The sequence below is a fragment of the Enterobacter cloacae complex sp. P18RS genome (genome assembly GCF_014982105.1).
Taxonomy (GTDB): domain Bacteria; phylum Pseudomonadota; class Gammaproteobacteria; order Enterobacterales; family Enterobacteriaceae; genus Enterobacter; species Enterobacter hormaechei_C.
This window is the reverse complement of sequence record NZ_JADCKV010000009.1, coordinates 73018-97500: the sequence shown is the minus strand read 5'-3', so window position 1 is coordinate 97500 and position 24483 is coordinate 73018. Positions and strand designations below refer to the sequence as shown.

Here is a 24483-nt window from a genome sequence, read left to right as displayed (position 1 = left end):
TAGGCCGGGTAAGCGCATGCGCCACCCGGCAACGAAAAAGCCGCTGAGCGATCAGCGGCTTTTTTTATTAGAACGAATACCGCAACCCTAAACGGATCCGGTACTGCTCGCGGTTGTAATCATTCCATCGGTCCAGCCACTGTAGCTCAAGATACGGCAGCCAGTTTTTGTCGATCTTATAGCTGAATTTATTGGTAATTTCCCAGTGATGGTCTTTGCCATTTTTGCTGTGGTAATCATTCACCCGCTGGAAAAAGTGCGGCTCAAAGGTGTAGAAAAACGCATCCGTCACTTTGAAATTCCAGTAGTTGGCAAATTCATGTGTGTCGTTCTTATCCATCTGCCCGTTATAGTCCGGCGTATCGTAATTGTTATGGTTATAGCGATAGCGGAACGTCAGATTAAACCAGTCCGTAAATTTGTAATTGGTATCTAAATAAACCGCGCCACCTGATCCTGCGCTGCTGTCATTAATCAAGCCGCCGGGCTGGAAGGTCAGTTTGTCGGTCGGTTTGAAGAGTGGATACCACCCCTCAATTTCGTTATAGCTGTGCTTCAGTTCGTCCCATTTCCCCACGTTATAAGCGTTGGTGAACATCAGTCCCGCGCCCATATCGAAGTTATAGCCCGCACGCAGGATCACTTCGTGCAGCTCAGAGGCGGTGTTGTAGGCTTCGCGCGTTTCGACATAGGCCCCGGCAAAAACCGGGCAGGACACAGACGACACGATCAGTACGGTGATGATTCTTTTCATAATTTGTCCATGTATCAGGTACAGAAAGGCCTCCCTCCTGATAAACAGGAAGGACATACTGGCCGGATTTATTGTTATAAAGTGACTGCTGACGCTTTATTGTTGGTGGTTATCTCAGGGGTATTTGCTGTCTGTTTTTTCCGTTTTCCAATCTCCTCGATAATAAAGGCGAAGCGCGCTTCGTTGAGTTTATAAAACAGCCCCATGGTCACGGCGGCAACGATCGCCAGGCCGCACGGCCAGAGGAAAATAAGCTGGCGCAACCCCAGCAGCGTGCCCGCGCTCTGCACGGCATGGGGAACGTAGCCAATCTGGGTCAGCATAATACCGGGCAGAAAACCGGCCAGCGCCGCGGAGATTTTGCGCGAGAAGGTATAGCCGGTATACACCGACCCTTCGGCGCGGATCCCGGTTTTCCACTCGCCGTAATCAACCGTATCCGGCACCAGCGCCCAGTTCAGGCTGTTCACAAACGCGGTGCCGAAAAAGGCCATGCAGGAAAAGAGCACGAACAGCAGGGAACTGGTTCCCCAGACGAAGTTCAGCACGTCGCCCACCGCCCACAGCGTCAGCCCGCCCAGATAGACCGGTTTCTTGCCAAAGCGCTTCACCGCGCCAGGCACCAGAAACACGCCAATCAGAATGCAGCCCATGCTGAAAAAGCCCATCCACGACAGGAGATGCACATCGTTCAGCACGTACTGGGTGTAATAGACCTGAATCGCCAGCTTGATGTTAAACGCGGCGAGGGTACACAGGTTGGCGATGCACAGCACCAGCAGCGGCGGGTTACGGAAAATCGCGCAGAACGATTTCAGAATGCCGGGCTTATGGTGATCGGGCGTAAGCTCGACGTAGCGCTCTTTCACCCCGCTGTAGCACCACCACATGCAGAACAGCCCCCCGGTGACAAACACCAGCGCGGCCACCAGATAGCCGAGTGAGGGCTGGCTGACGAACAGCGCCTGTATCGGCATAAAGCCGACGGTGCAGAGCAACAGCCCTACCGTTGCGCCGCCCTGACGCCACGCCGCAAGCTGCGCGCGCTCGTTCGGGTTTTTGGTGATGGCCGGAACCATTGCACCGTAGGCACAGTTCATCAGGCTGTAGCAGAGGCCAAACATCATGAAGAGCACGGTGGCGAGGGCCGTTTTCACCGTCAGGCTAAAGTCGTTGGCCATAAACTGCGCCGTGGCCACCAGCGCCACCGGAACGGAGGCGTAGAGAATGAATGGCCGGAATTTACCCCGCGCGCCGATATTACGCCGGGAGTCCAGCAGCACCCCGGTCAGCATGTCGGTAAACGCGGTAAAGAACTTGGCGACCAGAAAAATGATGCCGCCGTAGAACGCGGGCATGCCCAGCTCGTCCGTGTAAAACTTCAGCAGATACAGCGTGCCAATACATAGCATCAGGTTCGAGCCAAAATCACCCATCCCGTAGGCGCACTTCTCTCGCAGGCTCAATTTCAGGGTTAACGGATCAGTATTATGTGTCATGGTCGATCCTCAAAGCGCCCCGCAGGGCGCTCAATCACGTCATTTATGCCGTACGTTTGCGCAGCTCAATTTCTTCCACGATGCGCACATACATCTTCTCGTTAAGGTTGTAGAAGCAGCCCATCGCCACGATGGTGATGACTGCCAGCAGACTCGGATAGATAAATATCAGCTGCCGTAGCCCTTCAACCGTGCCGGCGGACTGCACCATGTTGGGCACATAGCCGATCTGCGTGAGCATGATCCCCGGGAAGAAGCCCGCCAGCGCCTGCGAGACCTTACGGAAGAAGGTAAAGCCGGTGTAGACCGTCCCCTCGGAGCGTACGCCGGTGCGCCACTCGCCGTATTCCACGGTATCGGACACCAGCGCCCAGTTCAGGCTGTTCACGAACGCGGAGCCAAAGAACGCCAGGCAGGAGAACGCCACGAAGCTCACCGAGCCGCCGCCGAAGAAGTAGTTAAGCAGATCGCCCGCCACCCAAATCATCAGCCCGCTGATGTAGACCTTTTTCTTACCGAAGCGCCGCACCGCGCTGGGCATCATAAAGACGCCGATAAAAATACAGCCCATGCTGAAGAAGCCCATGTACGACAGCAGGATCGGGTCGTTCAGTACGTACTGCGTGTAGTAGACCTGAATGGCGAGCTTAACGTTAAAGGCGCCCAGCGTGCACAGGTTAGCGATGCACAGGATAAACAGCGGACGGTTCCCGGCGATGGCGCGAAACGACTGCAACAGCCCCGGTTTCTGCGCCGGGTTAGCAGGCTGCGTCTCGACGTAACGCTCGGTTACGCCTTTATAGCACCACCACATAAAGAACAACCCGAACAGCGAGAAGAGGGTGGCGGCAAAGATGTAGCCAAGCTGGTCGTTGCCCTCAATCAGGTTCATCACCGGGACAAAGCCCACCGTACAGAGCAGCAGACCCAGCGTGGCGCCGCCCTGGCGCCAGGCGGCCAGCGAAGCACGCTCGTCCGGGTTTTTGGTAATGGCGGGTACCATCGCGCCGTAGGAGCAGTTCATCATGCTGAAGAACAGGCCGTACAGCATGAACAGCACCGTCGCCATCACCGTTTTACCGGTAATTTCAAACGGTGTGCCGACGAAGTTAGCTATCGCCAGCAACGTTACCGGGAAGGCTGCATACAGCACGAACGGGCGGAATTTCCCTTTCGGGCCGATCTTGCGCCGGGAATCGAGCATGATCCCGGTGCCCATGTCGGTGAAGGCGGTAAAAAACTTCGCAATCAGGAAGATAATCCCGCCGTAGGTGCCAGGCAGCCCCAGCACGTCGGTGTAGAACTTCAGCAGATACAGCGTGCCGATATCAAGCAGGATGTTAGAGCCGAGATCGCCCATCCCGTAGGCGAGTTTTTCTTTAAACGGCAGGCGCAGGGTTGCCGGATCAGAAGTATGTTGACTCATTATTGTTCTCCGTCTGCCCGCAGGTTTCCCCGCGGGCGAGCCTTATCAGATATGACGTAAGGTGCTAAACAGATCTGCCCATTCGCTGTGCTGGCGATAGAAGACCGGCGGTTTGCCGAGCGGGGCATCAACGGTGATGTCACCGCCCTGGCAGGTTTCCCCGGTCCACGCATTGACCCAGGTGTCCTGCGGCAGATAGAGCGACCAGTCGCGGCGTCCCTCTTCATGAACCGGCGCCACCAGCAGATCGCGGCCAAACAGGTACTGGTATTTCAGCGTGTAGGCGCGCGCGTCGTCCTCGTAGTGCAGGAACAGCGGGCGCATCACCGGTAGGCCGCTCTTCGCGTTCTGCGCTACCGCAGCTTTGATGTACGGCTTCAGAGTGGTGAAGACGGTGGTCATGCGCGCGAAGTGGGCGATGGTTTCCGCGTCGCCGTCGAACTGCCAGTTGTCGCCAGGGCGGTTGCCCTCGTGGGTACGCATCATCGGCGTAAAGGCGCTGAAGTCGCACCAGCGCAGCAGCAGCTCTTTGCTGCGCTTCATCTCGAAGAGGGTCGTATAGCCGCCAATGTCGCTGTGGTGCAGCCCGTGCCCGGTCATCGCCAGCGACAGCGCCGCCGGTACGACGGACGCCAGACCATCGTCCAGGCTCCAGTCGACGTTCTGATCCCCCGCCCACATCATCACCGAGTGCTTCTGGCTGCCGGTGTAGCCCGCGCGCATGAAGAACAGGATCTCCCCGAGCTTGCCGGTCTCCTCCAGCGCTTCGTAGTTACATTTCGCCCACAGGGCTGGCCAGGCGTTATGCATGATCTCCGCGCTCACGCCGTTGTGCAGGAAGGTATCGGTCGGCAGATATTCCCCGAAATCGGCCATCCAGCCGCCGCAGCCCAGTTCGATCAGGTTCTTTTTGATCACCTCTTTGTACCAGCTGTAGGCTTCCGGGTTAGTCAGGTCGATAACGCCCGCGTAGAACTCGCCGAACTCAACGTGGTAATCCTTGCCGTCGGCATCTTTGGTCAGATAGCCGCGCTTCGACGCCTCTTCGCAGAGATCTTTATCGCTGGCGACGTAAGGGTTGATATAGGAGAGGAACTGCACGCCTTCTTCTTTCCACTGCGCAATCCGCTCATCAAGCTGCGGATAGAGCGCGCTGTTCCACTTCCAGTTCCACATTACGCGTTTGCCAAAGGAGGTCATCCGGATGCCGGACCAGTCCTGCGCCCAGATGCCGTTTACCTTCACGCCGCCCTCGCGCATGGCGTCGAGCTTCTGCTGACACACCTCGGTGCCGCCCTGAATACCCAGCGTCACGCCGTTGTAAACCCAGTCCGGCAGTTCAGGCTGACGCCCCAGCAGGCCGGTCAGTTTTTCCAGCAGATCGACGTAGGTTTCTGCGCATTCGAAGCGCAGCGTGGCGTTATCTTCCCAGAATGCTAGCTCGTGGAAGTCCGGCGCGCTGAAGTCGAAGTTCATATAACAGCTGTTATCCACGTGGCAGTAGTACTTCTGGGTGCTCACGAAGGTAGGCTGTGGGAAGAAGGTCCAGTAGTAGTCGCCGCCCGCGTTCTCTTTGCAGTCGGCCTGCCAGGTGACGTAGGTCTGCTTATTGCGGCCCACGCCCTGCTCGCTGGTCCACAGCGGGAACGGCTTGCCGCGCAGATCGAAATACGAGAACTGCTCGCCGCAGCCGTAGATATGATCGTCAGGCTGAGCCGCCAGCCGCAGCCAGATGCGGTTATGGCTGGCGGCGTCATTTTTCAGCTTCAGCTCCAGACGGCCCTCACCATCCACGCCCACCAGCAGCGTCGCGCTCACCGCGTCGCCGCGGGTAAAGCGGATTGCCCAGCCCGCGCTTTGCTGCGTGACGGTCGCGTTCGTCAGGGCAATCTTTTCGTTAAGCTTGTCTTTGATGATGAAATTGCCGCGAAACATCTCGATATCCGCTTCGCCTGCACCGATCCACAGGCAGGGGGCATCCGCAGAGTGGGATAAAATCAGACGGTCCTGCCAGCGCAGGGTGAAACCACTTTCGTTATTTTTCAGGTCAATATTGTGTAGGGTACGCATAAAAACTCCGTCTTTATTATTTGGCCAGGCTATCCAGTAATCCGGCGGCGACGGCAGGGGCTAAGCCCGGCGCCAGCGGCAGGCGGGGGATCACCAGGCAGTGCAGCAGGTGGTAAATATCCTGCTTGCCGTCCCAGACTTTGGTGGTCACTTCGTTATTGGTGTCCAGCTCCTGCCACCATGAACCGTTTTCGTAATCCATCAGGTACTTGATGCAGTAATCCCACCATTTCTGATACCAGGCTTCGTACTGCGCCTCGCCGGTGACGGTGTAGAGCGCGTAAGCCGTGCCCATCGCCTCGACGATTGGCCAGCGCACGCGTTCGCGCACGATAGGCTTGCCGTCCCAGCCCACGGAGTAGACAAAGCCGTCCGCCCCGTCGGGTGCCCAGGCGTCGCGAATAGTGGCGTGAAACAGGCCTTTCGCATCTTCCAGCAGCCACTCCGGCGGGGTTTCAAAGCGGGCTTCCAGCGCGGCACGCAGGTGCAGCATCAGGCGGCCCCACTCGATCCAGTGCCCCGGCGTGCCGCCGTAGGCGCGGAAGCGGTGGGCAGGGTTATCGATGTTGTAATCGCGGATCGGGTTCCAGCTGGTGTCGAAATGCTCGTTAACGCGGTACTCCCCTTTGCGCGCCACGTCGTGAATAATCACCGAGGCGATACGCAAGGCGCGGTCGAGCCATTTCCGGTCGTGGGTCACGTCATAGACGATGAGGAAGGCTTCCACGGCGTGCATATTGGCGTTACCGCCGCGATAGTCTTCCGTTTTGCTGAAGGCTTCGTCCCAGGACTCCAGGCACATCTGCTCCTGTTCGCTCCAGAAGTAGCGCTCAATCACCTCGATGGCATTGTCCAGCAGCTTGCGTGCCTGCGGGTGGCCGGTGGTGACGGCGCTCGCCGCGCCCAGCAGGACGAAGAAATGCTGATAGCCCTGCTTGGACGCATCAATCACGCCTTCATCGTTTACGCAGGCGTACCAGCCGCCGTGCTGTTTGTCGCGCAGCGGACCGTTCAGGGCATTAATGCCGTGCTCAACCAGGGCGTACGCGCCGGGACGGCCCATGTTCGCTGCCACCGCGTACACGTGCAGCATGCGGGCGGTGATCCACAGATGGGTGCCCATATCGCTGCGCACCTGCCCGTTATTGCCCAGCCAGCCAAAGCCGGTTGGTACGGCGGCGTTTTTGCCGAAATCGAAAATGCGGTCGGTCTCTTGTTCGAGCCAGCGGTTATGGCTCAGGGTGTTAAACCATTTCATGTTCGGGTCCTTTTTCAACGGCGAGCCATCATTTCGTCGACGATCTCACCCAGACGCTGAAGTTTTGGTACGGAAATATCACGCAGCATCAGCTCGGTGTCCGGCAGGCCAATCACCGATGACCAGACGGCGCGCCCGGCTAAAAAGCCCGATGCCCCCGCCTGCATGGCGACGCTTACGGCACGCGGGAATAACTTATCGTCCACACCGGAGGAGAGGATCACCCACGGCATGGCGATGTTCTCGTTCAGCTTCTGCGAGGCCGTCAGTAGCTCGTGCTGTGTGCCCTTACCAAACAGCGGCATTTCCACTTTGTAGAGGTCGGCGCCGCTGTCGCCCAGCTCTTTGGCCGCATCGATGATCGCCTGCTCGCGGTCAAACGCGGCGCCGCGGCGCGGGGGACGCACCACCGGCTCGATAATGCTCAGCAGCCCGTTGTCGTGGCACAGCGTATTGAACGCTTTCACCATTTCCAGGCGCTGCTGCGGATCTTCATCGCTGCGCCACAGCACCAGCAGCTTCAGCGCCTTACCGCCATCGCGTTTGACCGCCTGCGCGTCAACGTTCTTGTCGATCACCACGCTGTCGACCGGAATGCCGTTCCCCGGGATAAACTCGTCGGCGGCGACAATCATTGCGCAGCTTTTGGCTACGGCCTGCTGCTCGACAATCTGGCGGTAGCAGAACTGCTGGTCGACGAGGATCGCAGAGGCGTACGGCGACAGAATTTTCGCCGCATTGACCTTGAAATCCGTCAGGTGCTGGTCGGTTACCGCCACCGGCGCGCCTGCGGCAGCAAACATCAGGCGCATCGCTTCGCGCTGATCCACGGCCAGCATCGCAAAACCGCCGGAAGGTCGGGTGATATCTTTCAGGGTGTACATCGTCATTCCTCAGTCCTTTCGTATCAGTGTGTTTTTTTCAGCCCGGCAGATGCGCGAACCTGTTCAAGAATGGCTGTCCAGTCTTCGCGCCCGCGCCCGGCGGCGCGTGCCTGGTTGTAAACTTCGCGGGAAGCCGCGCCCAGCGGCATCGGAACGTGGAGCTGGTTGGCCACGTCGAGGGCGATCCCCAGATCCTTATGCGCAAGGTCGATCATAAAGGCGGGTGAAAGATCCCCTTTCAGTACCTTGTTCGGCCATGACGTGGTGAAGTGGCCTTTACCCGCCGGCGTGCCGCTCATCACCTTGAGCGCCACGTCAAAGGAGAGGCCAAGCGCTTCGCACAGTACGGCGGCTTCGGCGGAAAGGGCGTTCAGGGCGATGCTCATGTAGTTATTGATGAGCTTCACGCGGATGCCCATTCCCGGCCCGCCGGCGTTAATCAGTTCATTGCCCATCGCCATTAAAACGGGGGTGGCGCGCTCAACCTGCTGCGCCGTACCGCCCGCCAGCAGGAGCAGCGTACCGGCGATGGCATGATCAGAGGTGCGTCCGACGGGCACGTCCATCAGGCTGAAGCCTTGCTCAGCCATGTCGCGGATCAGTGCGTCGGTTTGCAGCGGGTGAATGGTGGACATATCAATGACCAGCGCGTCGCGGGATAACCCTTCGCATACGCCGTGCTCGCCGAACAGCACGCTGCGCACCAGGTCGCCGTTTGGCAGCATGGTAATGACGAATTCGGCCTCCGTTACGGCCTGCGCTGGCGTTCCCGCCGCCCGGGCGCCGCTCTCTACCAGCGCCTGAACCGCCTGCGGGTTCACATCAAAAACGTTAAGCTGGTGGCCCTGTTTCAACAGATTCTTCGCCATGGGCGCGCCCATCTGTCCTAAGCCGATAAATGCGATTGCTGACATGCCTCTCTCCTGTCACATCGTGTCAATTTTTGCGCGTTTGTGGTGTCTGTTTTTGATCGTATTTGTAATTTATAGTCAAAAAATTGACACGGGTCACTTTTTAAACATTTGGTGAAATTAAAATGAAGGCATCAGAAATCGCAGAAGGAATCACCATGACTCGCATCGTTTGTGTCGGCATTACCGTGCTGGATCGCATCTGGTATCTCGATGATTTACCGAAAGAAGGTGGGAAATATGTCGCAAAAGAATATACGGAAGTGGGCGGCGGCCCGGCGGCAACGGCGGCAGTGGCAGCCGCAAAACTGGGCGCGGAAGTGGATTTTATTGGTCGGGTGGGGGACGACGATACCGGCAGACGACTGCTTGCGGAGCTGGAATCCCTGGGGGTGAACACCCGCTATACGCACATAGTTAAGGGAGCCCGATCGTCGCAATCGGCGGTGCTGGTGGATGCAAGCGGAGAGCGCGTTATTGCCAACTACCCCAGCCCCGATCTCCCTGCGGCGGCAGACTGGCTGCATGAAATCGACTTCTCTCAGTGGGACATTGTCTTAGCCGACGTGCGCTGGCATGACGGGGCAAAACAGGCATTTACCCTGGCCCGCCAGCAGGACGTACCGACGCTGCTGGATGCGGATGTCACCCCGCAGGATATCGCGGATCTGATTGCCTTAAGCGACCACGCGGCCTTCTCCGCGCCAGGACTGCGGCGTTTAACGCAGCTGGATGAAACCGAAAACGCGCTGAAGAAAGCACAAACGCTCACAAATGGACATGTGTATGTTACGCAGGGGCGAGACGGCTGTTTCTGGCTGGAAAACGACACGCTATGTCATCAGCCTGGTTTTGAAGTGAACGTCATTGATACCACCGGGGCGGGCGACGTGTTCCACGGTGCGCTGGCGGTCAGCCTGGGGCAGAAATTACCCGCCGCAGACGCCGTGCGTTTTGCCAGCGCCGTCGCAGCACTGAAATGTACAAAGCCCGGCGGGCGCGCGGGTATACCCGACTGTGATCAAACCCGCTCTTTTTTGTCACTTTTTGTATAAAATGCGGGGCGTGATGGTTTTCAGAGGACAGCCCATGAGCCTTACCGAACTGACCGGCAACCCGCGTCACGATCAGCTGCTGACGCTGATTGCCGATCGCGGCTATATGAACATTGATGAACTGGCGCAGCTGCTGGATGTCTCCACGCAAACCGTGCGCCGGGATATCCGTAAGCTCAGCGAGCAGGGGCTGATCACCCGTCATCACGGCGGCGCGGGCAGGGCATCCAGCGTGGTCAACACGGCGTTCGAACAGCGTGAAGTCTCGCTTACCGAAGAGAAACGGGCGATTGCCGAAGCGATTGCGGACTATATTCCCGACGGTTCGACCATTTTTATCACCATCGGGACGACCGTGGAGCACGTTGCCCGGGCACTGCTTAACCATAATCATCTGCGCATCATCACTAACAGCCTGAGGGTGGCACACATTCTTTATAAGAATCCGCGCTTTGAGGTGATGGTGCCCGGCGGTACGCTGCGCCCGCATAACGGCGGCATTATCGGTCCTGCGGCAACGGCGTTCGTGTCAGGATTTCGCGCGGATTACCTGGTCACCAGCGTCGGGGCGATAGAGCAAGACGGCGCGATGATGGAATTTGACGTTAACGAAGCCAGCGTGGTGAAAACCATGATCGCTCACTCCCGTCACATTTTACTGGCGGCCGATCATACGAAATACCACGCCTCCGCGGCGGTTGAAATTGGCAACGTGGCGCAGGCGACGGCGCTGTTCACCGATGAGCTGCCCGGCCCGGCGCTGCAAAATCACCTCAAATCCAGCAAGGTTGAGGTTGTCGAAGTCAATTCCGGAGAAGAGCAGCAGGCTGGCTGAAAATCCTATGGCCCGATATTGCGATTCGGGCCTTTCCTTTCTCTAAGCTGAATCTGGCGCATAGCTAAAGTTTCTCTTTCCCGCTACAGTTACTTTTCCACGGCGAAAGGAGATAAACATGCTTTATATCTTTGACTTAGGAAATGTAATCGTCGATATCGATTTTAACCGGGTGCTGGGCGCATGGAGCGATTTTAGCCGTGTTCCGCTGGCGACGTTAAAGCAGAATTTCGCGATGGGTGAGACTTTCCATCTGCACGAGCGCGGTGAGATCAGCGATGAAGCGTTCGCAGAGCGTTTCTGTCAGGAAATGGGTCTCTCGTTAAGCTACGAGCAGTTTTCCCACGGCTGGCAGGCCATATTTGTCGCGATCCGCCCCGAAGTGATCGACATCATGCACAAGCTGCGCGAGCAGGGGCATCGTGTCGTCGTCCTGTCGAATACCAACCGCCTGCATACCACCTTCTGGCCGGATGAATACCCGGAAATCCACGCGGCGGCAGATAAGGTGTATCTCTCCCAGGAGATGGGGATGCGTAAACCTGAGGCGCGTATCTATCAGGCGGTATTGCAGGAAGAAGGATCCACGGCGGCGGATGCGGTCTTTTTTGACGACAACGCCGATAATATAGAAGGGGCTAATCAGTTAGGTATCACCTCCATTCTGGTGACCGGAAAAGAGACGATACCGAACTACTTTGCGAAGCAGTTATGCTAAAAACCGTTCATCAAAAAGCCAATCACCACACGCGCCCGCTGAGGGCGTGGCTGAAACTCCTCTGGCATCGCATTGACGAGGACAACATGACCACGCTGGCGGGCAATCTCGCTTACGTGTCCTTGCTCTCGCTGGTGCCGCTGGTGGCGGTGATCTTTGCGCTTTTTTCGGCGTTTCCGATGTTTGCCGATGTGAGCATGCAGCTTCGCCATTTTGTTTTCGCGAACTTTATTCCTGCCACCGGCGATGTGATCCAGAACTACATTGAACAGTTTGTCGCTAACTCCAGCAAGATGACGGCGGTGGGGGCATGTGGGCTTATTGTTACCGCGCTGCTGCTGATGTACTCCATCGACAGTGCGCTCAACACCATCTGGCGGAGCAAAAAAGTCCGCCCGAAGGTTTACTCCTTTGCCGTCTACTGGATGATTTTAACCCTTGGCCCATTGCTAGCGGGGGCAAGCCTGGCGATCAGTTCCTACCTTCTTTCGCTGCGCTGGGCGACCGACTTAAACAGCGTGATCGATAACGTGCTGCGTATCTTCCCGCTGATTTTATCGTGGCTTTCGTTCTGGCTGCTCTACAGCGTGGTACCAACCACGCGCGTACCCAACCGGGATGCCGTGGTGGGTGCGCTGGTCGCGGCGTTGCTCTTTGAGCTGGGCAAGAAAGGATTCGCGCTTTATATCACCATGTTCCCCTCTTATCAGCTGATTTACGGCGTGCTGGCGGTGATCCCCATTTTGTTTGTCTGGGTCTACTGGACGTGGTGTATCGTCTTGCTTGGCGCCGAAATAACTGTCACTCTCGGGGTCTACCGCGAACTCAAAAAAGCAGCAGAAGCTGAAAAACAACAAGAAGCAGACCAACCATGATTGCATTGATTCAGCGCGTAACCCGTGCCAGCGTCACCGTGGCGGATGAGGTGACGGGTGAAATTGGCCCAGGACTTTTGGTGCTCCTGGGGGTCGAAAAGGATGACGACGAACAAAAAGCCAACCGCTTGTGTGAGCGCGTACTGGGCTACCGCATTTTCAGCGATGCGGAAGGCAAGATGAACCTGAACGTTCAGCAGGCGGGCGGCAGCGTGCTGGTGGTCTCCCAGTTTACGCTGGCCGCGGATACCGAACGCGGCATGCGCCCGAGTTTTTCGAAGGGCGCGGCACCGGATCGCGCAGAAGCCCTTTACGAGTACTTTGTTGAGCGCTGTCGCCAACAGGACATGAATACACAAACCGGACGATTCGCTGCGGATATGCAGGTTTCGCTGGTGAACGATGGCCCCGTCACATTCTGGCTCCAGGTATGAGCCAACTGGCGGCATGGCCGCGGGTAACAAGAGAGAGTACAGCTATGTATCACCTTCGAGTACCGCAAACGGAAGAAGAATTAGACGCTTATTACCATTTCCGCTGGGAAATGCTGCGCAAGCCACTGCATCAACCTAAAGGCTCTGAACGCGACGCCTGGGACGCGATGGCGCACCACCAGATGGTGGTTGATGAAGAGGGCAACCTCGTTGCCGTGGGACGTCTGTATATCAATGCCGACAACGAAGCTTCAATCCGCTTTATGGCCGTTCATCCCTCCGTGCAGGACAAAGGCCTTGGAACGCTGATGGCTATGACGCTGGAATCCGTTGCCCGTCAGGAAGGGGTCAAGCGTGTCACCTGTAGCGCCCGCGAAGATGCCGTTGAGTTCTTTGCCAAGCTTGGTTTCGTGAATCAGGGGGAAATCACCGCCCCGCAAACTACGCCGATTCGTCACTTTTTGATGATCAAACCCATCGCCACGCTGGACGATATTCTCCATCGCGCCGACTGGTGCGGGCAGCTCCAGCAGGCATGGTATCAGCACATTCCGCTCAGTGAAAAAATGGGTGTGCGTATTCAGCAATATACCGGGCAAAAATTTATTACCACCATGCCGGAAACCGGCAACCAGAACCCGCACCATACTCTGTTTGCCGGCAGCCTGTTTTCACTTGCCACGCTCACCGGCTGGGGACTGATCTGGCTGATGCTGCGCGAACGTCATCTCGGCGGCACCATTATTCTGGCCGATGCCCATATCCGCTACAGCGCCCCGATCAGCGGCAAGCCGAGCGCGGTTGCTGACCTGGGCGCACTGGGCGGCGATCTCGACCGTCTGGCGCGTGGACGTAAAGCACGCGTACAGATGCAGGTGGAGCTGTTCGGCGATGAAACGCCAGGCGCGGTGTTTGAAGGCACCTATATCGTTCTGCCTGCGAAGCCGTATGGCGCGTATGAAGAGGGCGGGAACGAGGAGGAGTAGTCTCCTTCTCACTCTCGCCCGGCATGGTTAATGCGCCAGGCAATATCTCGCATAACGTCTCGCGCTGACTGGCTAATTCCACCCAACTGGAAGAAGCCGTGTATTACACCCCGCCATCGTTGAGCGGTACACTTCACGCCTTGCTCCGTGAGGCGCTGATAAAGCGCCTCGCCTTCGTCGCGTAACGGATCATATTCCGCGGTAACAATATGGACCTTCGGCAGACCGCTAAAGTCGTTGCGCCACAGTGGGCTGACTTCAGGATGTTGACGGTCGGCTCCAGCCAGATACATTTCATAGCCGCTCAAAAGGGTATCGCGAGTAATCACGTAATCCATGCCATTGAGGGTATAGCTTTCAAAACTGGCCGTAGCGTCGAGCATGGGGTAGATAAGAATGAGCTGCGCGGGATCCCAGAGACCTTTGGCCTTAAGCCGCAATGACGTTACCAGCGCAAGATGACCTCCCGCGCTGTCTCCACAAAGTGTAATCCGGTTTTTATCCACACCTAATTGTTCTGCATTTTGCCAGACAAGATCTGCCGCTCTCTCTGCATCGTCATGCGCAGCGGGGAAAGTATTCTCGGGTGCGAGTCTGTACTGAACCGCAATGACCCGGCAGTTACCGTAAAACGCCAGTTGGCGAAGCTGATTATCATGGGTTTCAAACCCACCGCTGACAAAACAACCGCCATGATAGTAGAGGGCACAAGATAACGTTTCAGGGGCATTGAAAGGCGAAAATACCCGAAAGGTCATATCCTCAAGAACAAGCGTTACAACCTGGACACGCGTTTCTGTTTCCCCGGCTAGCGCTGTGCTGGCGACATATCCGCTTCTCCGGTCATCAATACTCTGCTTTCGCGAGGAAGGTCGTCCTGCGGCAATAAACTCCTGTACCAGCTTATCAATACCCTTTTCCAGTGCCATGATTACGTCCTTTTACTGTGTTTTTATACAGTTTATAGCCTGGTTTACAGCAGATGAAAACAGAGAAATATTGAGAGGTGCATATTGTGGAAAGCGGCTCGCAAAATCGATCATTCCCTAAAAAACGTCCTTTCACCCTAAATTGATAAAGAGTATTTTGCCTGAAAATTAACCAAAGATGATATACTAAGGTGATATATGAGCGTTTTGGCGGAACTTGATATGGGCAGAATACTTATCGATTTGTCTGATGACGTGATTCAACGTTTGGATAATCTCAAGCAATTGCGAAATCAACCACGTGCTGAACTGCTTCGGGAAGCGATAGAACTGTATCTCGACCAGCAGAGTTCTTCTGTTATCCGAAATGCGCTTGGTCTGTGGGGAGACAGAAAAGAGGACGGGCTTGAGTATGAACGCAAGCTGCGTGAGGAGTGGTAATCATGGAGCACATGGCAGTGTTTGATACCAATATTCTCATTGATCTCTTCAACAACCGTATTGAAGCTGCGGATGCGATTGAGCATACCGCGTCGCATCGTGCCATCAGCTTAATTACCTGGATGGAAGTAATGGTGGGCGCTCGCAGGCATGGTCATGAAGCGAAAACGGCAGCCGTTATGGGCGCTTTTGAAATTATTGATGTGTCTCGGGATATTGCGGAAAGAAGCGTTTTACTACGTGAGAAGCATGGAATGAAACTGCCTGATGCTATCATTCTGGCCATAGCGCAGAGCAGAAAATGTCCGTTGATTTCTCGCAACACGAAAGATTTTGCGGGTATTGACGAGGTCCTTACGCCTTACCAGGTGTAGGCCGGGCAAGCTCGCGCCGCCCGGCACTCTCACTGGAGATTACTCCCCTTCACCCGGGAACAGGAACGGGTTGATCGAGCTGCGGGCAAAGCCCTCCTGCTCCATCTTCGCGTCCAGAATCAGCGAGGCGAGATCGTCGGCCACGGCTTCGACTTTCGGGTCTTTTTCCTGATACAGAATCTTCAGGTAGGTCCCGCAGTCGCCGCAGCTCTCCGCTTTCACCGCCGCGTCTTCATTTTCCAGCGACCAGTAGTTCAGATCGCGGGTCTGTTCGCAGTTGCTGCACTTGATGCGCACCACGTGCCACTCGGTTTCACACAGGTTGCAGTGCAGGTAGCGCAGCCCCTGAGTGGTGCCGATTTGCACCATGCTGGAGACCGGCATTGAACCACACACCGGGCAGAACTGGCGCGCTTCGCCGTATTCGGCGCGGGCTTTACCTGGAATCAGGCTCGCCATTTGCGCCCAGTAGAGAGACAGCGCAGCCCAGATGAACGGCGCTTTATCGCTGCTCACCAGTGAGAAGTCGGAAGCAAACAGCGCGCTCGCCATCTCTTCCAGCTCCTGATCGGAGGCTTTTTCCAGGTTCTCAATGACTGCCAGCGCCGTGCCGCTCATCTCGGGCTTCAGCTCGGCGATCAGGGAATGCAGCAGCTTATGCCAGTGCTTGTCGCGCGGCAGGACGTGAATATCCAGCGGCGGTTTGCCATGCTCATTGGCTTCTTTGATGCGTGCGGTCAGGTCCATTTGCAGCGGATGGTCGTACAGCACCACTTCCTGCGCATGGGCGACCAGCGCGGCAAAACGCAGAAAATCGCCCAGCGGGTTGTTCTCTGCCAGCTCGCGCAGACGCTCTGCGCGGCGGTTGTAGAGGTTCTTGAGTCTGGGGAATAACAACGGCGGAATATACTCCGCCGTACGTTTCTCGCTCGACCCCAGCTCATCTTGCGGGATTATGCGAATACTCATTCAGATGACTTTTCCTGTTTCTGGCGGACTTCTCGGTACCAGCGCGGGTGATGTTTCTTCGCCCACGTTTTGGTGACCCAGCCTTCCACCATCGCGGTAATGGTGCCTTTCACCCAGAGGGCGGCGTAAATATGCACCATGATAACCACAATTAACGCCACTGCGGCAAATGAATGCAGCATCAGCGCGAATCGGATCACCGGGATTGAGAAAGCAGGCGCAAAGTACGGACGCCAGATGATCACGCCGCTCACCAGCAACAGGACCAGGAAGATAATCGCCGCCCAGAATACGCATTTCTGGCCGAAGTTATAACGCCCGGTATCACCCACTTCCTCGTTGACGACGATCTTACGAATATTCTTCGCCCAAAAGATATCATCCCGATTGATTAGGTTATGGTGCCAGTAACGGAAAAACATGATGATGAACGACGCGAACATGATGACGCCCACAAACGGGTGCAGTATACGCGCCAGCTGTGGTGTCCCCATGATCTGCATCAGCCAGTTGAAGGACGGGAAGAAGAACCCCAGCCCGCTTATCGCCGCCAGCATGAAGCAGAAGGCGGTGACCCAGTGGTTGATGCGTTCCGGCGCGGTGTAGCGCACGATGGTGTCACGTTTTCTCATTTGCGCACCTCGTCTTTCTCTTCATGCAGGTTGTCGTCTTCCTCTTCCGCACGGTTCGGACCAACGCCGACGTAGTGGAAGATGCTCGCTGCGAAGGTGGCCGCAAAACCGACCGCGGCCAGCGGTTTCCAGATGCCTTTCCAGAACTTCACGGTCGCGCTGATTTCCGGGTTCTCCGGCAGGCCGTGATACAGGTTCGGCTTGTCGGCGTGGTGCAGCACGTACATCACGTGCGTACCGCCAACCCCGGCCGGATCGTACAGGCCCGCGTTATCGTAACCACGAGTTTTCAGCTCGCCCACGCGCTCTGCCGCCAGCGTTTTCATATCCTCTTTGGAGCCAAAGTGGATAGCGCCAGTTGGACAGGTCTTCACGCACGCTGGCTCCTGGCCGACATTTACGCGGTCAACGCACAGCGTACATTTGTAGACGCGGTTGTCTTCCGGGTTCAGGCGCGGCACGTCAAACGGACAACCCGCGATGCAATAGCCGCAGCCAATACACTGCTCGGACTGGAAGTCGACGATGCCGTTGGCATACTGAATGATAGCCCCTTCTGACGGACACGCCTTCAGGCAGCCCGGATCCGCACAGTGCATACAGCCATCTTTGCGGATAAGCCATTCCAGTTTGTCGTTCTGCTCCACTTCCGAGAAACGCATTACCGTCCAGGACTTGGCGGTCAGGTCCGCCGGGTTGTCGTACACCCCGACGTTGTGACCCACTTCGTCACGGATGTCGTTCCACTCTGAACAGGCCACCTGACAGGCTTTACAGCCGATACAGGTGGTCACGTCGATAAGCTTCGCCACTTCCTGCTGGTGGTCCCGCGCCTGAGGCGCGGGCGTGAAACCGTTAGTCGCGGAACGACGGATAATGTCTTGAGATTGATAAGCCATAAGTCGTCTCCGTTACACCTTTTCCACGTTCACGAGGAAGGCCTTAAACTCCGGCGTCTGCGTGTTCGCATCACCGACGAACGGCGTCAGGGTGTTCGCAATGAACCCTTTCTTCGCCACGCCCTCATAACCCCAGTGAATTGGGATGCCGATGGTATCCACCTGCTGACCGTGAACGTTCAGCGTGCGAATACGCTTGGTCACCACCGCCTTGGCTTTGATGTAGCCGCGGTTAGAGGAGACCTTCACGGTATCGCCATGGGCAATGCCGAGTTTGTTCGCCAGCTTCTCGCCGATCTCCACAAACTGCTCCGGCTGCGCGATGGCATTCAGCAGCGCGTGCTTGGTCCAGTAGTGGAAGTGCTCGGTCAGACGGTAAGTGGTGCCGACATAAGGGAACTTGTCCTTTTTACCCAGCGCTTCAAAATCGCCTTTGAAGATGCGGGCTGCCGGGTTAGAGACCACGTTCGGGTGCAGCGGGTTAGTACCCAGCGGCGTCTCAAACGGCTCGTAGTGTTCCGGGAACGGACCTTCCGCCATCTTATCGATAGCAAACAGGCGCCCCATCCCTTCAGGCTGCATGATAAACGGCCCGACATCGCTGCCCGGTGCGGCAGTGCTGTAGTCCGGAATATCCACGCCGCCCCATTTCGCGCCGTCCCACTTCAGTAGCTGACGCTTCGGATCCCACGGGTTGCCTTGCGGGTCAGCAGAGGCGCGGTTATAGAGGATGCGGCGGTTAAGCGGCCATGCCCATGCCCAGCCCAGCGTATTGCCGAGGCCCGACGGGTCGGCGTTATCGCGGTTGGCCATCTGGTTGCCTTTTGGCGTCCAGCTACCGGCAAAGATCCAGCAGCCGCTGGAGGTCGTACCGTCATCGCGCAGGTGCGCAAAGGTGCTGAGCTGATCGCCTTTCTTCGCCAGCACCGCACCGGTCGCCGGGTCGATAACGTCCGCCAGCGCCTTACCGTTGCTCTCCATCGCCACTTCTTCCGGAGACGGATTCTCTGGCGTCGAGTAGTTCCAGGTCATGTTCAGCACCGGCTCAGGCGTTGCGCCGCCTTCAGCCGCGTACATTTTACGCAGACGTAAGAAGATACCGGCCAGGATCTCGCCGTCGTTCAAGGCGATGCCCGGGGCATCCGCGCCTTTCCAGTGCCACTGCAACCAGCGGCCGGAGTTGACGATAGACCCGTTCTCTTCCGCGAAGCAGGTAGACGGCAGACGGAACACTTCGGTCTGAATCTTCGACGGATCGACATCGTTCGACTCACCGTGGTTCTGCCAGAACGTCGACGTTTCGGTATTGAGCGGGTCAATCGTCACCAGGAACTTCAGCTTCGACAGAGACTCGACAACCTTGTTCTTGTTCGGGAACGACGCCACCGGGTTAAAGCCCTGGCAGATATAGCCGTTGACCTGGCCCTGGTGCATCATTTCGAAGTACTGAAGTACGTCGTAACCTTTGTCCCACTTCGGCAGCCAGTCAAAGCCCCAGCTGTTTTCTGCCGTCGCCTTGTCGCCGTAGAAGGCTTTCATCAGCGAGACGAAGAACTTCGGATAGTTGCCCCAGTAGTTCACCTGGCCTTCGAGCAGCGGTTTTGGCGTGCTGGCCGTCAGGTAGGTTTGCAGGTCGGTCTGTTTCTCGCTCGGCAGGTTCATGTAACCCGTCAGGCTCTGAGACAGCAGGCCGAGGTCGGTCAGACCCTGAATGTTGGAGTGACCGCGCAGGGCGTTCACACCGCCGCCTGCCATCCCCATGTTGCCGAGGAGCAGCTGAACCATCGCCATGGTGCGGATGTTCTGCGCGCCGATGGAGTGCTGCGTCCAGCCGAGCGCATACAGGAACGACGCGGTTTTATCTTTCGCGCTGGTTTCCGCTATCAGCTCGCACACCTTCAGGAAATCCGCTTTCGGCGTCCCACAGATGTTTTCGACAACCTCCGGCGTGTAGCGGGAAACGTGCTCTTTCAGCAGGTTCCACACGCAGCGAGGGTGTTGCAGGGTGGTGTCGCGCTTCGCAAAGCCGTTTTCGTCCAGCTCGTAGTTCCAGCTGGTTTTGTCGTATTTGCGTTTTTCGGCGTCATAACCGCTGAACAGGCCATCTTCGAAGTGGTAATCCTCACGCACGATCAGGCTGGCGTTGGTATAGGCTTCGGTGTACTCGCGGTTATATTTTTCGTTGGTCATCAGGTACAGCAATACGCCTGACAGGAAAGTGATGTCAGTACCTGAACGAATAGGGGTGTAGAAATCCGCCACTGACGCTGTACGCGTAAAGCGGGGATCGATCACAATCAGCTTCGCGCCGTTGTGGATTTTGGCTTCCATCGCCCAGCGGAACCCGACAGGGTGCGCTTCAGCGGCGTTACCGCCCATCACCACAATGAGGTTGGCGTTTTTGATGTCGACCCAGTGGTTGGTCATCGCACCGCGACCAAATGTTGGAGCAAGACTTGCTACCGTTGGTCCGTGTCAGACACGCGCCTGGTTGTCGACCGCGAGCATACCGAGTGCGCGCGTAAATTTCTGGGTTAAATAGCCGGTTTCGTTACTGGACGCAGAAGCACACAGCATGCCGGTGGAGAGCCAGCGGTTAACGGTGGTGCCTTCGGCATTCTTCGCGATAAAGTTGGCATCGCGGTCTTCTTTCATCAGCTTAGCGATGCGATCGAACGCTTCCTCCCAGCTGATTTGCTGCCATTTGTCAGAGCCGGGAGCGCGATACTCAGGAAACTTCAGGCGGCTTTCGGAGTGGATAAAATCTACCAGACCGGCCCCTTTCGGACACAGCGCACCACGGTTGACCGGGTGATCCGGATCGCCTTCGATGTGGAAAATGGATGCTTTGGCGTTTTTCGCACCGTCGCCGAGGCTATACATTAACAGCCCACAGCCGACGGAGCAGTACGTACAGGTGTTACGGGTTTCGCGGGTGCGCAGCAGTTTATACTGCCGTGTTTCCGCCAGCGCTACACCGGGCGCAAAGCCCAGTGCCGCCGCCGTGGTGCCTGCCATACCGCCAGCGCAGATCTTAAAGAACTGCCTTCTGCTGACCTGCATGGGTCACTCCTTGGTTCATTACGACATTGCTATGTAGTTTTACTTTGCGGTTGAGAATTAACCGCAAAGGAGAAAAATTTGCATTAATCCCTCATTTCTCCGAGGGATAAGCTCAGAATACCACAATGTCGGTACGCCTGTTCTAACGGGGTTAAAACAAAGTGAACGTATTATCACGGCATTGATTATAAAATGTGATATCAATCACATTTTATCCTGTGCATGTTAAAGAGGTGTAGCAGCTGATCGGTTGCACCCCTCCGTATTGAGTAGGAGAATGGTTGCTGAAAAGTTGATCCATACTATGCGTAAGGCCTGCCGTTTGTGTTGCAATAGCAGGCTCACTTCCGTGGTTGTTCAGGAATACCGTTGTGTCTAAACAAAACCGTGCTGCCCACGTGTCGCCAATGCCTGCGGGCATTGTGGAACTGTCGGTACACAGACCGCCTCACATTTCACATGCCACGCCGGATTTTCTGGCGGAAGAGGTCCCCGTTGCCCTGGTTTACAACGGGATTTCGCATGTGGTGATGATGGCTTCGCCGAAAGATCTGGAACTGTTCGCCATAGGTTTTTCCCTCTCGGAAGGCATCATTGCGCATCCGCAGGAGATCTACGGTATGGATGTGGTTCAGGCCTGTAATGGCCTTGAAGTACAAATCGAACTCTCCAGTCGTCGCTTTATGGGGCTGAAAGAGCGCCGCCGGGCGCTGGCCGGACGCACCGGCTGCGGCGTGTGTGGCGTTGAACAGCTTAACGATATCGGTAAGCCCGTCGCGCCGCTGCCGTTTACCCAGACTTTCAACCTCGGTAACCTCGACAAAGCCCTGGAGCACCTCAATGATGTCCAGCCCATAGGTCAGCTGAGCGGCTGTACACATGCTGCGGCGTGGTTGCTCCCGTCGGGCGAGATCGTCGGAGGTCATGAAGATGTGGGCCGCCATGTGGCGCTGGATAAACTGCTGGGCCGTCGCGCGCGTGAAGATGCCGTCTGGCAGCAAGGGGCCGCGCTCGTTTCCAGCCGCGCCAGCTATGAAATGGTGCAGAAAGCGGCCATGTGCGGCGTGGAGATCCTGTTTGCGGTGTCGGCTGCGACAACGCTGGCGGTCGAAGTGGCAGAGCGCTGCAACCTGACGCTGGTGGGGTTCTGCAAGCCGGGCAGGGCGACAATTTACACCCATCCGCAGCGATTAATTGTTAATCAGTAATTTTGAATGAGTATAGCAAAACCTTCCGCTTTTAGTTGTTCATGATGAGGGCTAGTATTTGTCTCATCAAGGCACGGTGCCTTATCTAAACAACTTAACGAAAAGGTTTATCTCATGAAAAGCATCAAAACTTTTGTCGCTTTAATCGCTCTGGCTACTTCTTTCGGTTCTTTCGCTGCGCAGACTGTGACTGCATCCGCCTCTACGCTGGATGGTGCAGAAGCTAAAATCGCCGCACAGGCTCAGGAAGCGGGCGCGTCATCCTACAAAATTACCCAGGCATTCACCGGTAACCGCGTACACATGACCGCTGAACTGAACAAATAAGTCATATAGCCGCTGTCCCTTGCTTTTCGGAGCAGGGACAGGTTTCATTCTTCTTCCTTCTGCTTAATTTTCTTTTGACTCCTCCCAAAACAGTCATATCCTCCTGGATAAACCTTATTAACTAAATAAAATAAGTAATAATCCGCTTTTTAATGTGACTTTTGTTTAAAAAACAACAATCCCATAAGTATATCAAGTAAATGGTCTGGCCAGTTGATTCCTTGTATTTATTCAATGAATGTTTTTGGCGGTTGCATTCGGTTATTTTAAGTTTCATATATAAAATATTTATTATTGATCTTGAGATTTAAGGAATTCCTCAGGCTCTAATCCTAAAACGTTTTGGGGTTATTGATCTGAGCTATCTGTAATGCTACTTTCTAAAACAATGTTTAGTAGTACCCCCTTAGGCCAAATATTAATTATTTGGCATATTTTGTATTTCACTTTTATAAGGAAATTAAATGAACGCGATGTTTAAAAAAGGAATGCTGGCGTCCGCGCTGGCTGTCGTGGCGTCCTCTGCTCTGGCAGCTTCCAGTGTTGATATTCAGGTGACGGGTAAAATCGTCCCCTCTTCCTGTACGCCTACATTTATTAGCGGTGGTGGTATTGCCGATTATGGCACGATAAGTGCGTCTTCACTGAATTCCACTTCGGCTACACCATTGGCGGATGTTAAAATTATTCCTGTTTCCATTACCTGTGAAGAGGCCACCCGCATTGCAGTAACGTTTAATGATGCCCATGCAGACTCAGGACCAACTCAAGTTTTGCCGACCAGTTTTATTGATACGGAATTTGGGAGAGAGGCGTACCAAACCGCCGGGCTGGGTATGTACAATGGTAAGAAAATTGGTGCCTACTCATTAGGGATTCAGCTTACGAAAGGCGCTGTCACGAACGACGCAGGCGATGAACTGTATCCTACTGCATCGCGCGATAACGGAACAACGTGGGCAACAACAGGCGGACAGCGCTATTTAAAAGTAAACACAGACAAAAGCGAATTATATTCCTTCAGTGACACATTGGGCGGCACGCCTGTCGCACAAACCAAGGTTAACTTTAATGTGGGTGTCGCCGCGATGATTAACCCAACCGATGATTTAAATATCACGGATGAAGCCACCCTGGACGGCTTAACCAACGTTGAGCTGGTTTATCTGTAATCGCACCCACGCATCATGAAATACCTGACACCCCACTCCGGCGGGGTGTCATTACCAATATTAATGGACTAATATTATGCTGCTTTTAAAGAGAACGCTGATCTGTGCCTGCCTGCTGGCCTCATTTAACGGTATGGCTGCCGGGATGGTGCCGGATACCTCGCTGCTTATTGTCAATGAAGACAAGCAGGGGGCCAGCATGGATGTTAAAAACACGGATGCTGAAGCACAGCTGCTGTACACCAAAATTATTGATCTCCCGGACGACCCCAAGCCGGGCCTGTTTGCCACGCAGCCGGTTGTGCGCGTAGATGCGGGTAAAACCCAGCGCGTACGTTTTGTGCTGAAAAGCAGCGCTGAGCCGCTGAAGGTGGAACATTTCAAGCGTGTCATTTTTACCGCTATCCCTCAGCGTGAAAAAAATAAAGTTAAAGTGGTGTTTAGCCAGAACCTTCCCGTCATTATTCACCCGGCTGGCCTGGCGGTAAATATTGAACCCTGGAAGGCACTCACCTGGCAGATAAAAAATGGCAATGTCACGGTTGAGAATAATACGCCTTATGTCGTCCGACTGGAGCAAAAGGTGAAATTAATGGCCTCGGGTACGATCGCGACATTAGCTAAGACTTACATTCTTCCTGGCGAAAAAATGATGGCCAGCGCCCCAGCCAAAATATCAGCATCCGAAAAACAAATCGAAATCTATCCGGCAACGCGTTATGGCTATAAGGCAGGGAATTATATCGCCGACCTTCAGCAATAAA

24 protein-coding genes are annotated in these 24483 nt (G+C 55.6%); 12 read left to right on the top strand and 12 right to left on the bottom strand.

Features of this window, described 5'->3' with window-relative positions; all coding sequences use genetic code 11:
- Positions 1–67 precede the first annotated feature (67 nt).
- The 7 genes from ompL to yihU all read right to left on the bottom strand — a co-directional run bounded on the left by ompL (position 68) and on the right by yihU (position 8805).
- Complete coding sequence (gene ompL, locus INF61_RS06980) at positions 68–754, bottom strand: porin OmpL (protein ID WP_047726134.1); 687 nt, start codon at positions 752–754, stop codon at positions 68–70.
- 74 nt (positions 755–828) lie between these two features.
- Positions 829–2253 carry an MFS transporter gene (locus INF61_RS06975; protein WP_045331508.1) on the bottom strand — a complete coding sequence of 475 codons (1425 nt, stop codon included), beginning with the start codon at positions 2251–2253 and terminating at the stop codon, positions 829–831.
- A 43-nt stretch (positions 2254–2296) separates the two neighbouring features.
- Positions 2297–3679, bottom strand: a complete 1383-nt coding sequence (locus INF61_RS06970) for an MFS transporter (RefSeq protein ID WP_193547640.1) — start codon at positions 3677–3679, stop codon at positions 2297–2299.
- A 45-nt stretch (positions 3680–3724) separates the two neighbouring features.
- Positions 3725–5749, bottom strand: a complete 2025-nt coding sequence (locus tag INF61_RS06965; RefSeq protein ID WP_193547639.1) for an alpha-glucosidase — start codon at positions 5747–5749, stop codon at positions 3725–3727.
- Positions 5750–5765: 16 nt separating this feature from the next.
- On the bottom strand, positions 5766–7007 hold the full coding sequence (yihS, locus tag INF61_RS06960; protein WP_032668940.1) for a sulfoquinovose isomerase: 1242 nt from the start codon (positions 7005–7007) through the stop codon (positions 5766–5768).
- Between the two features lie 14 nt (positions 7008–7021).
- Entirely contained in the window at positions 7022–7897 is an 876-nt protein-coding gene (gene yihT / locus INF61_RS06955) for a sulfofructosephosphate aldolase (RefSeq protein WP_045327147.1), read from the bottom strand.
- Between the two features lie 17 nt (positions 7898–7914).
- Positions 7915–8805: a sulfolactaldehyde 3-reductase gene (yihU, locus tag INF61_RS06950; protein ID WP_032649900.1), complete on the bottom strand. Its 891-nt coding sequence runs from the start codon at positions 8803–8805 to the stop codon at positions 7915–7917.
- Positions 8806–8960: 155 nt separating this feature from the next.
- Here yihU and INF61_RS06945 point away from each other — a divergent pair, with 155 nt between their 5' ends.
- From INF61_RS06945 to fabY, 6 genes are all read left to right on the top strand, one after another.
- Positions 8961–9857, top strand: a complete 897-nt coding sequence (locus tag INF61_RS06945; RefSeq protein ID WP_193547638.1) for a sugar kinase — start codon at positions 8961–8963, stop codon at positions 9855–9857.
- A 34-nt stretch (positions 9858–9891) separates the two neighbouring features.
- A complete protein-coding gene (locus INF61_RS06940; RefSeq protein ID WP_017382673.1) occupies positions 9892–10692 on the top strand; it encodes a DeoR/GlpR family DNA-binding transcription regulator in 801 nt (266 codons plus the stop codon).
- Between the two features lie 118 nt (positions 10693–10810).
- Positions 10811–11410, top strand: coding sequence for a glucose-1-phosphatase (gene yihX / locus INF61_RS06935; RefSeq protein ID WP_017694048.1), 600 nt, complete (start codon positions 10811–10813; stop codon positions 11408–11410).
- Positions 11404–12285, top strand: a complete 882-nt coding sequence (locus INF61_RS06930; RefSeq protein ID WP_003861949.1) for a virulence factor BrkB family protein — start codon at positions 11404–11406, stop codon at positions 12283–12285. Before yihX ends, INF61_RS06930 begins: the two co-directional genes overlap by 7 nt.
- On the top strand, positions 12282–12719 hold the full coding sequence (gene dtd / locus INF61_RS06925) for a D-aminoacyl-tRNA deacylase (protein WP_015569909.1): 438 nt from the start codon (positions 12282–12284) through the stop codon (positions 12717–12719). Before INF61_RS06930 ends, dtd begins: the two co-directional genes overlap by 4 nt.
- Positions 12720–12763: 44 nt before the next feature.
- Positions 12764–13705 carry a fatty acid biosynthesis protein FabY gene (gene fabY, locus INF61_RS06920; protein ID WP_015569910.1) on the top strand — a complete coding sequence of 314 codons (942 nt, stop codon included), beginning with the start codon at positions 12764–12766 and terminating at the stop codon, positions 13703–13705.
- 8 nt (positions 13706–13713) lie between these two features.
- Here the strand turns inward: fabY and INF61_RS06915 are convergent, their stop codons facing one another.
- Positions 13714–14634: an alpha/beta hydrolase gene (locus INF61_RS06915; RefSeq protein ID WP_047716219.1), complete on the bottom strand. Its 921-nt coding sequence runs from the start codon at positions 14632–14634 to the stop codon at positions 13714–13716.
- A 198-nt stretch (positions 14635–14832) separates the two neighbouring features.
- Between INF61_RS06915 and INF61_RS06910 the strand changes: the two genes are divergently transcribed.
- Together INF61_RS06910 and INF61_RS06905 are read left to right on the top strand one after the other, a co-directional pair.
- A complete protein-coding gene (locus INF61_RS06910) occupies positions 14833–15075 on the top strand; it encodes a ribbon-helix-helix domain-containing protein (protein ID WP_015569912.1) in 243 nt (80 codons plus the stop codon).
- A gap of 2 nt (positions 15076–15077) precedes the next feature.
- Positions 15078–15449: a PIN domain-containing protein gene (locus INF61_RS06905; protein ID WP_193547637.1), complete on the top strand. Its 372-nt coding sequence runs from the start codon at positions 15078–15080 to the stop codon at positions 15447–15449.
- 39 nt (positions 15450–15488) lie between these two features.
- Here INF61_RS06905 and fdhE read toward each other — a convergent pair whose 3' ends face one another.
- The 4 genes from fdhE to fdnG are packed head-to-tail and all read right to left on the bottom strand — an operon-like array spanning position 15489 to position 21012.
- On the bottom strand, positions 15489–16418 hold the full coding sequence (gene fdhE / locus INF61_RS06900; protein ID WP_149121140.1) for a formate dehydrogenase accessory protein FdhE: 930 nt from the start codon (positions 16416–16418) through the stop codon (positions 15489–15491).
- Positions 16415–17050, bottom strand: coding sequence for a formate dehydrogenase cytochrome b556 subunit (gene fdoI, locus INF61_RS06895; RefSeq protein WP_003861958.1), 636 nt, complete (start codon positions 17048–17050; stop codon positions 16415–16417). The genes fdhE and fdoI overlap by 4 nt, the downstream gene beginning before the upstream one ends.
- Entirely contained in the window at positions 17047–17949 is a 903-nt protein-coding gene (gene fdxH / locus INF61_RS06890) for a formate dehydrogenase subunit beta (protein ID WP_014072386.1), read from the bottom strand. The genes fdoI and fdxH overlap by 4 nt, the downstream gene beginning before the upstream one ends.
- 12 nt (positions 17950–17961) lie before the next feature.
- Complete coding sequence (gene fdnG / locus INF61_RS06885; RefSeq protein WP_085929672.1) at positions 17962–21012, bottom strand: formate dehydrogenase-N subunit alpha; 3051 nt, start codon at positions 21010–21012, stop codon at positions 17962–17964.
- Positions 21013–21383: 371 nt separating this feature from the next.
- On the opposite strand from fdnG, the gene fdhD reads away from it, so the two are divergent.
- The 4 genes from fdhD to INF61_RS06865 all read left to right on the top strand — a co-directional run bounded on the left by fdhD (position 21384) and on the right by INF61_RS06865 (position 24482).
- Positions 21384–22220 (top strand): formate dehydrogenase accessory sulfurtransferase FdhD, encoded by an 837-nt coding sequence (gene fdhD, locus INF61_RS06880; RefSeq protein ID WP_109937889.1) that lies wholly within the window; start codon positions 21384–21386, stop codon positions 22218–22220.
- A 114-nt stretch (positions 22221–22334) separates the two neighbouring features.
- Positions 22335–22547: a DUF1471 domain-containing protein gene (locus INF61_RS06875; protein WP_032651998.1), complete on the top strand. Its 213-nt coding sequence runs from the start codon at positions 22335–22337 to the stop codon at positions 22545–22547.
- 464 nt (positions 22548–23011) lie between these two features.
- Positions 23012–23719: a DUF1120 domain-containing protein gene (locus tag INF61_RS06870; RefSeq protein ID WP_032651996.1), complete on the top strand. Its 708-nt coding sequence runs from the start codon at positions 23012–23014 to the stop codon at positions 23717–23719.
- Between the two features lie 76 nt (positions 23720–23795).
- Complete coding sequence (locus INF61_RS06865; RefSeq protein WP_032668945.1) at positions 23796–24482, top strand: fimbria/pilus chaperone family protein; 687 nt, start codon at positions 23796–23798, stop codon at positions 24480–24482.
- Position 24483: the final 1 nt, after the last annotated feature.

Coding starts and splice junctions, on each gene's coding strand:
- INF61_RS06940 (WP_017382673.1), top strand. CDS start 9,892: ATGAGCCTTACCGAACTGACCGGCAACCCGCGTCACGATCAGCTGCTG.
- INF61_RS06875 (WP_032651998.1), top strand. CDS start 22,335: ATGAAAAGCATCAAAACTTTTGTCGCTTTAATCGCTCTGGCTACTTCT.
- yihS (WP_032668940.1), bottom strand. CDS start 7,007: ATGAAATGGTTTAACACCCTGAGCCATAACCGCTGGCTCGAACAAGAG.
- INF61_RS06870 (WP_032651996.1), top strand. CDS start 23,012: ATGAACGCGATGTTTAAAAAAGGAATGCTGGCGTCCGCGCTGGCTGTC.
- INF61_RS06970 (WP_193547640.1), bottom strand. CDS start 3,679: ATGAGTCAACATACTTCTGATCCGGCAACCCTGCGCCTGCCGTTTAAA.
- yihU (WP_032649900.1), bottom strand. CDS start 8,805: ATGTCAGCAATCGCATTTATCGGCTTAGGACAGATGGGCGCGCCCATG.
- INF61_RS06905 (WP_193547637.1), top strand. CDS start 15,078: ATGGAGCACATGGCAGTGTTTGATACCAATATTCTCATTGATCTCTTC.
- fdoI (WP_003861958.1), bottom strand. CDS start 17,050: ATGAGAAAACGTGACACCATCGTGCGCTACACCGCGCCGGAACGCATC.
- INF61_RS06975 (WP_045331508.1), bottom strand. CDS start 2,253: ATGACACATAATACTGATCCGTTAACCCTGAAATTGAGCCTGCGAGAG.
- yihX (WP_017694048.1), top strand. CDS start 10,811: ATGCTTTATATCTTTGACTTAGGAAATGTAATCGTCGATATCGATTTT.
- INF61_RS06910 (WP_015569912.1), top strand. CDS start 14,833: ATGAGCGTTTTGGCGGAACTTGATATGGGCAGAATACTTATCGATTTG.
- fdhE (WP_149121140.1), bottom strand. CDS start 16,418: ATGAGTATTCGCATAATCCCGCAAGATGAGCTGGGGTCGAGCGAGAAA.
- dtd (WP_015569909.1), top strand. CDS start 12,282: ATGATTGCATTGATTCAGCGCGTAACCCGTGCCAGCGTCACCGTGGCG.
- ompL (WP_047726134.1), bottom strand. CDS start 754: ATGAAAAGAATCATCACCGTACTGATCGTGTCGTCTGTGTCCTGCCCG.
- yihT (WP_045327147.1), bottom strand. CDS start 7,897: ATGACGATGTACACCCTGAAAGATATCACCCGACCTTCCGGCGGTTTT.
- INF61_RS06965 (WP_193547639.1), bottom strand. CDS start 5,749: ATGCGTACCCTACACAATATTGACCTGAAAAATAACGAAAGTGGTTTC.
- INF61_RS06915 (WP_047716219.1), bottom strand. CDS start 14,634: ATGGCACTGGAAAAGGGTATTGATAAGCTGGTACAGGAGTTTATTGCC.
- fabY (WP_015569910.1), top strand. CDS start 12,764: ATGTATCACCTTCGAGTACCGCAAACGGAAGAAGAATTAGACGCTTAT.
- INF61_RS06945 (WP_193547638.1), top strand. CDS start 8,961: ATGACTCGCATCGTTTGTGTCGGCATTACCGTGCTGGATCGCATCTGG.
- fdxH (WP_014072386.1), bottom strand. CDS start 17,949: ATGGCTTATCAATCTCAAGACATTATCCGTCGTTCCGCGACTAACGGT.
- INF61_RS06930 (WP_003861949.1), top strand. CDS start 11,404: ATGCTAAAAACCGTTCATCAAAAAGCCAATCACCACACGCGCCCGCTG.
- INF61_RS06865 (WP_032668945.1), top strand. CDS start 23,796: ATGCTGCTTTTAAAGAGAACGCTGATCTGTGCCTGCCTGCTGGCCTCA.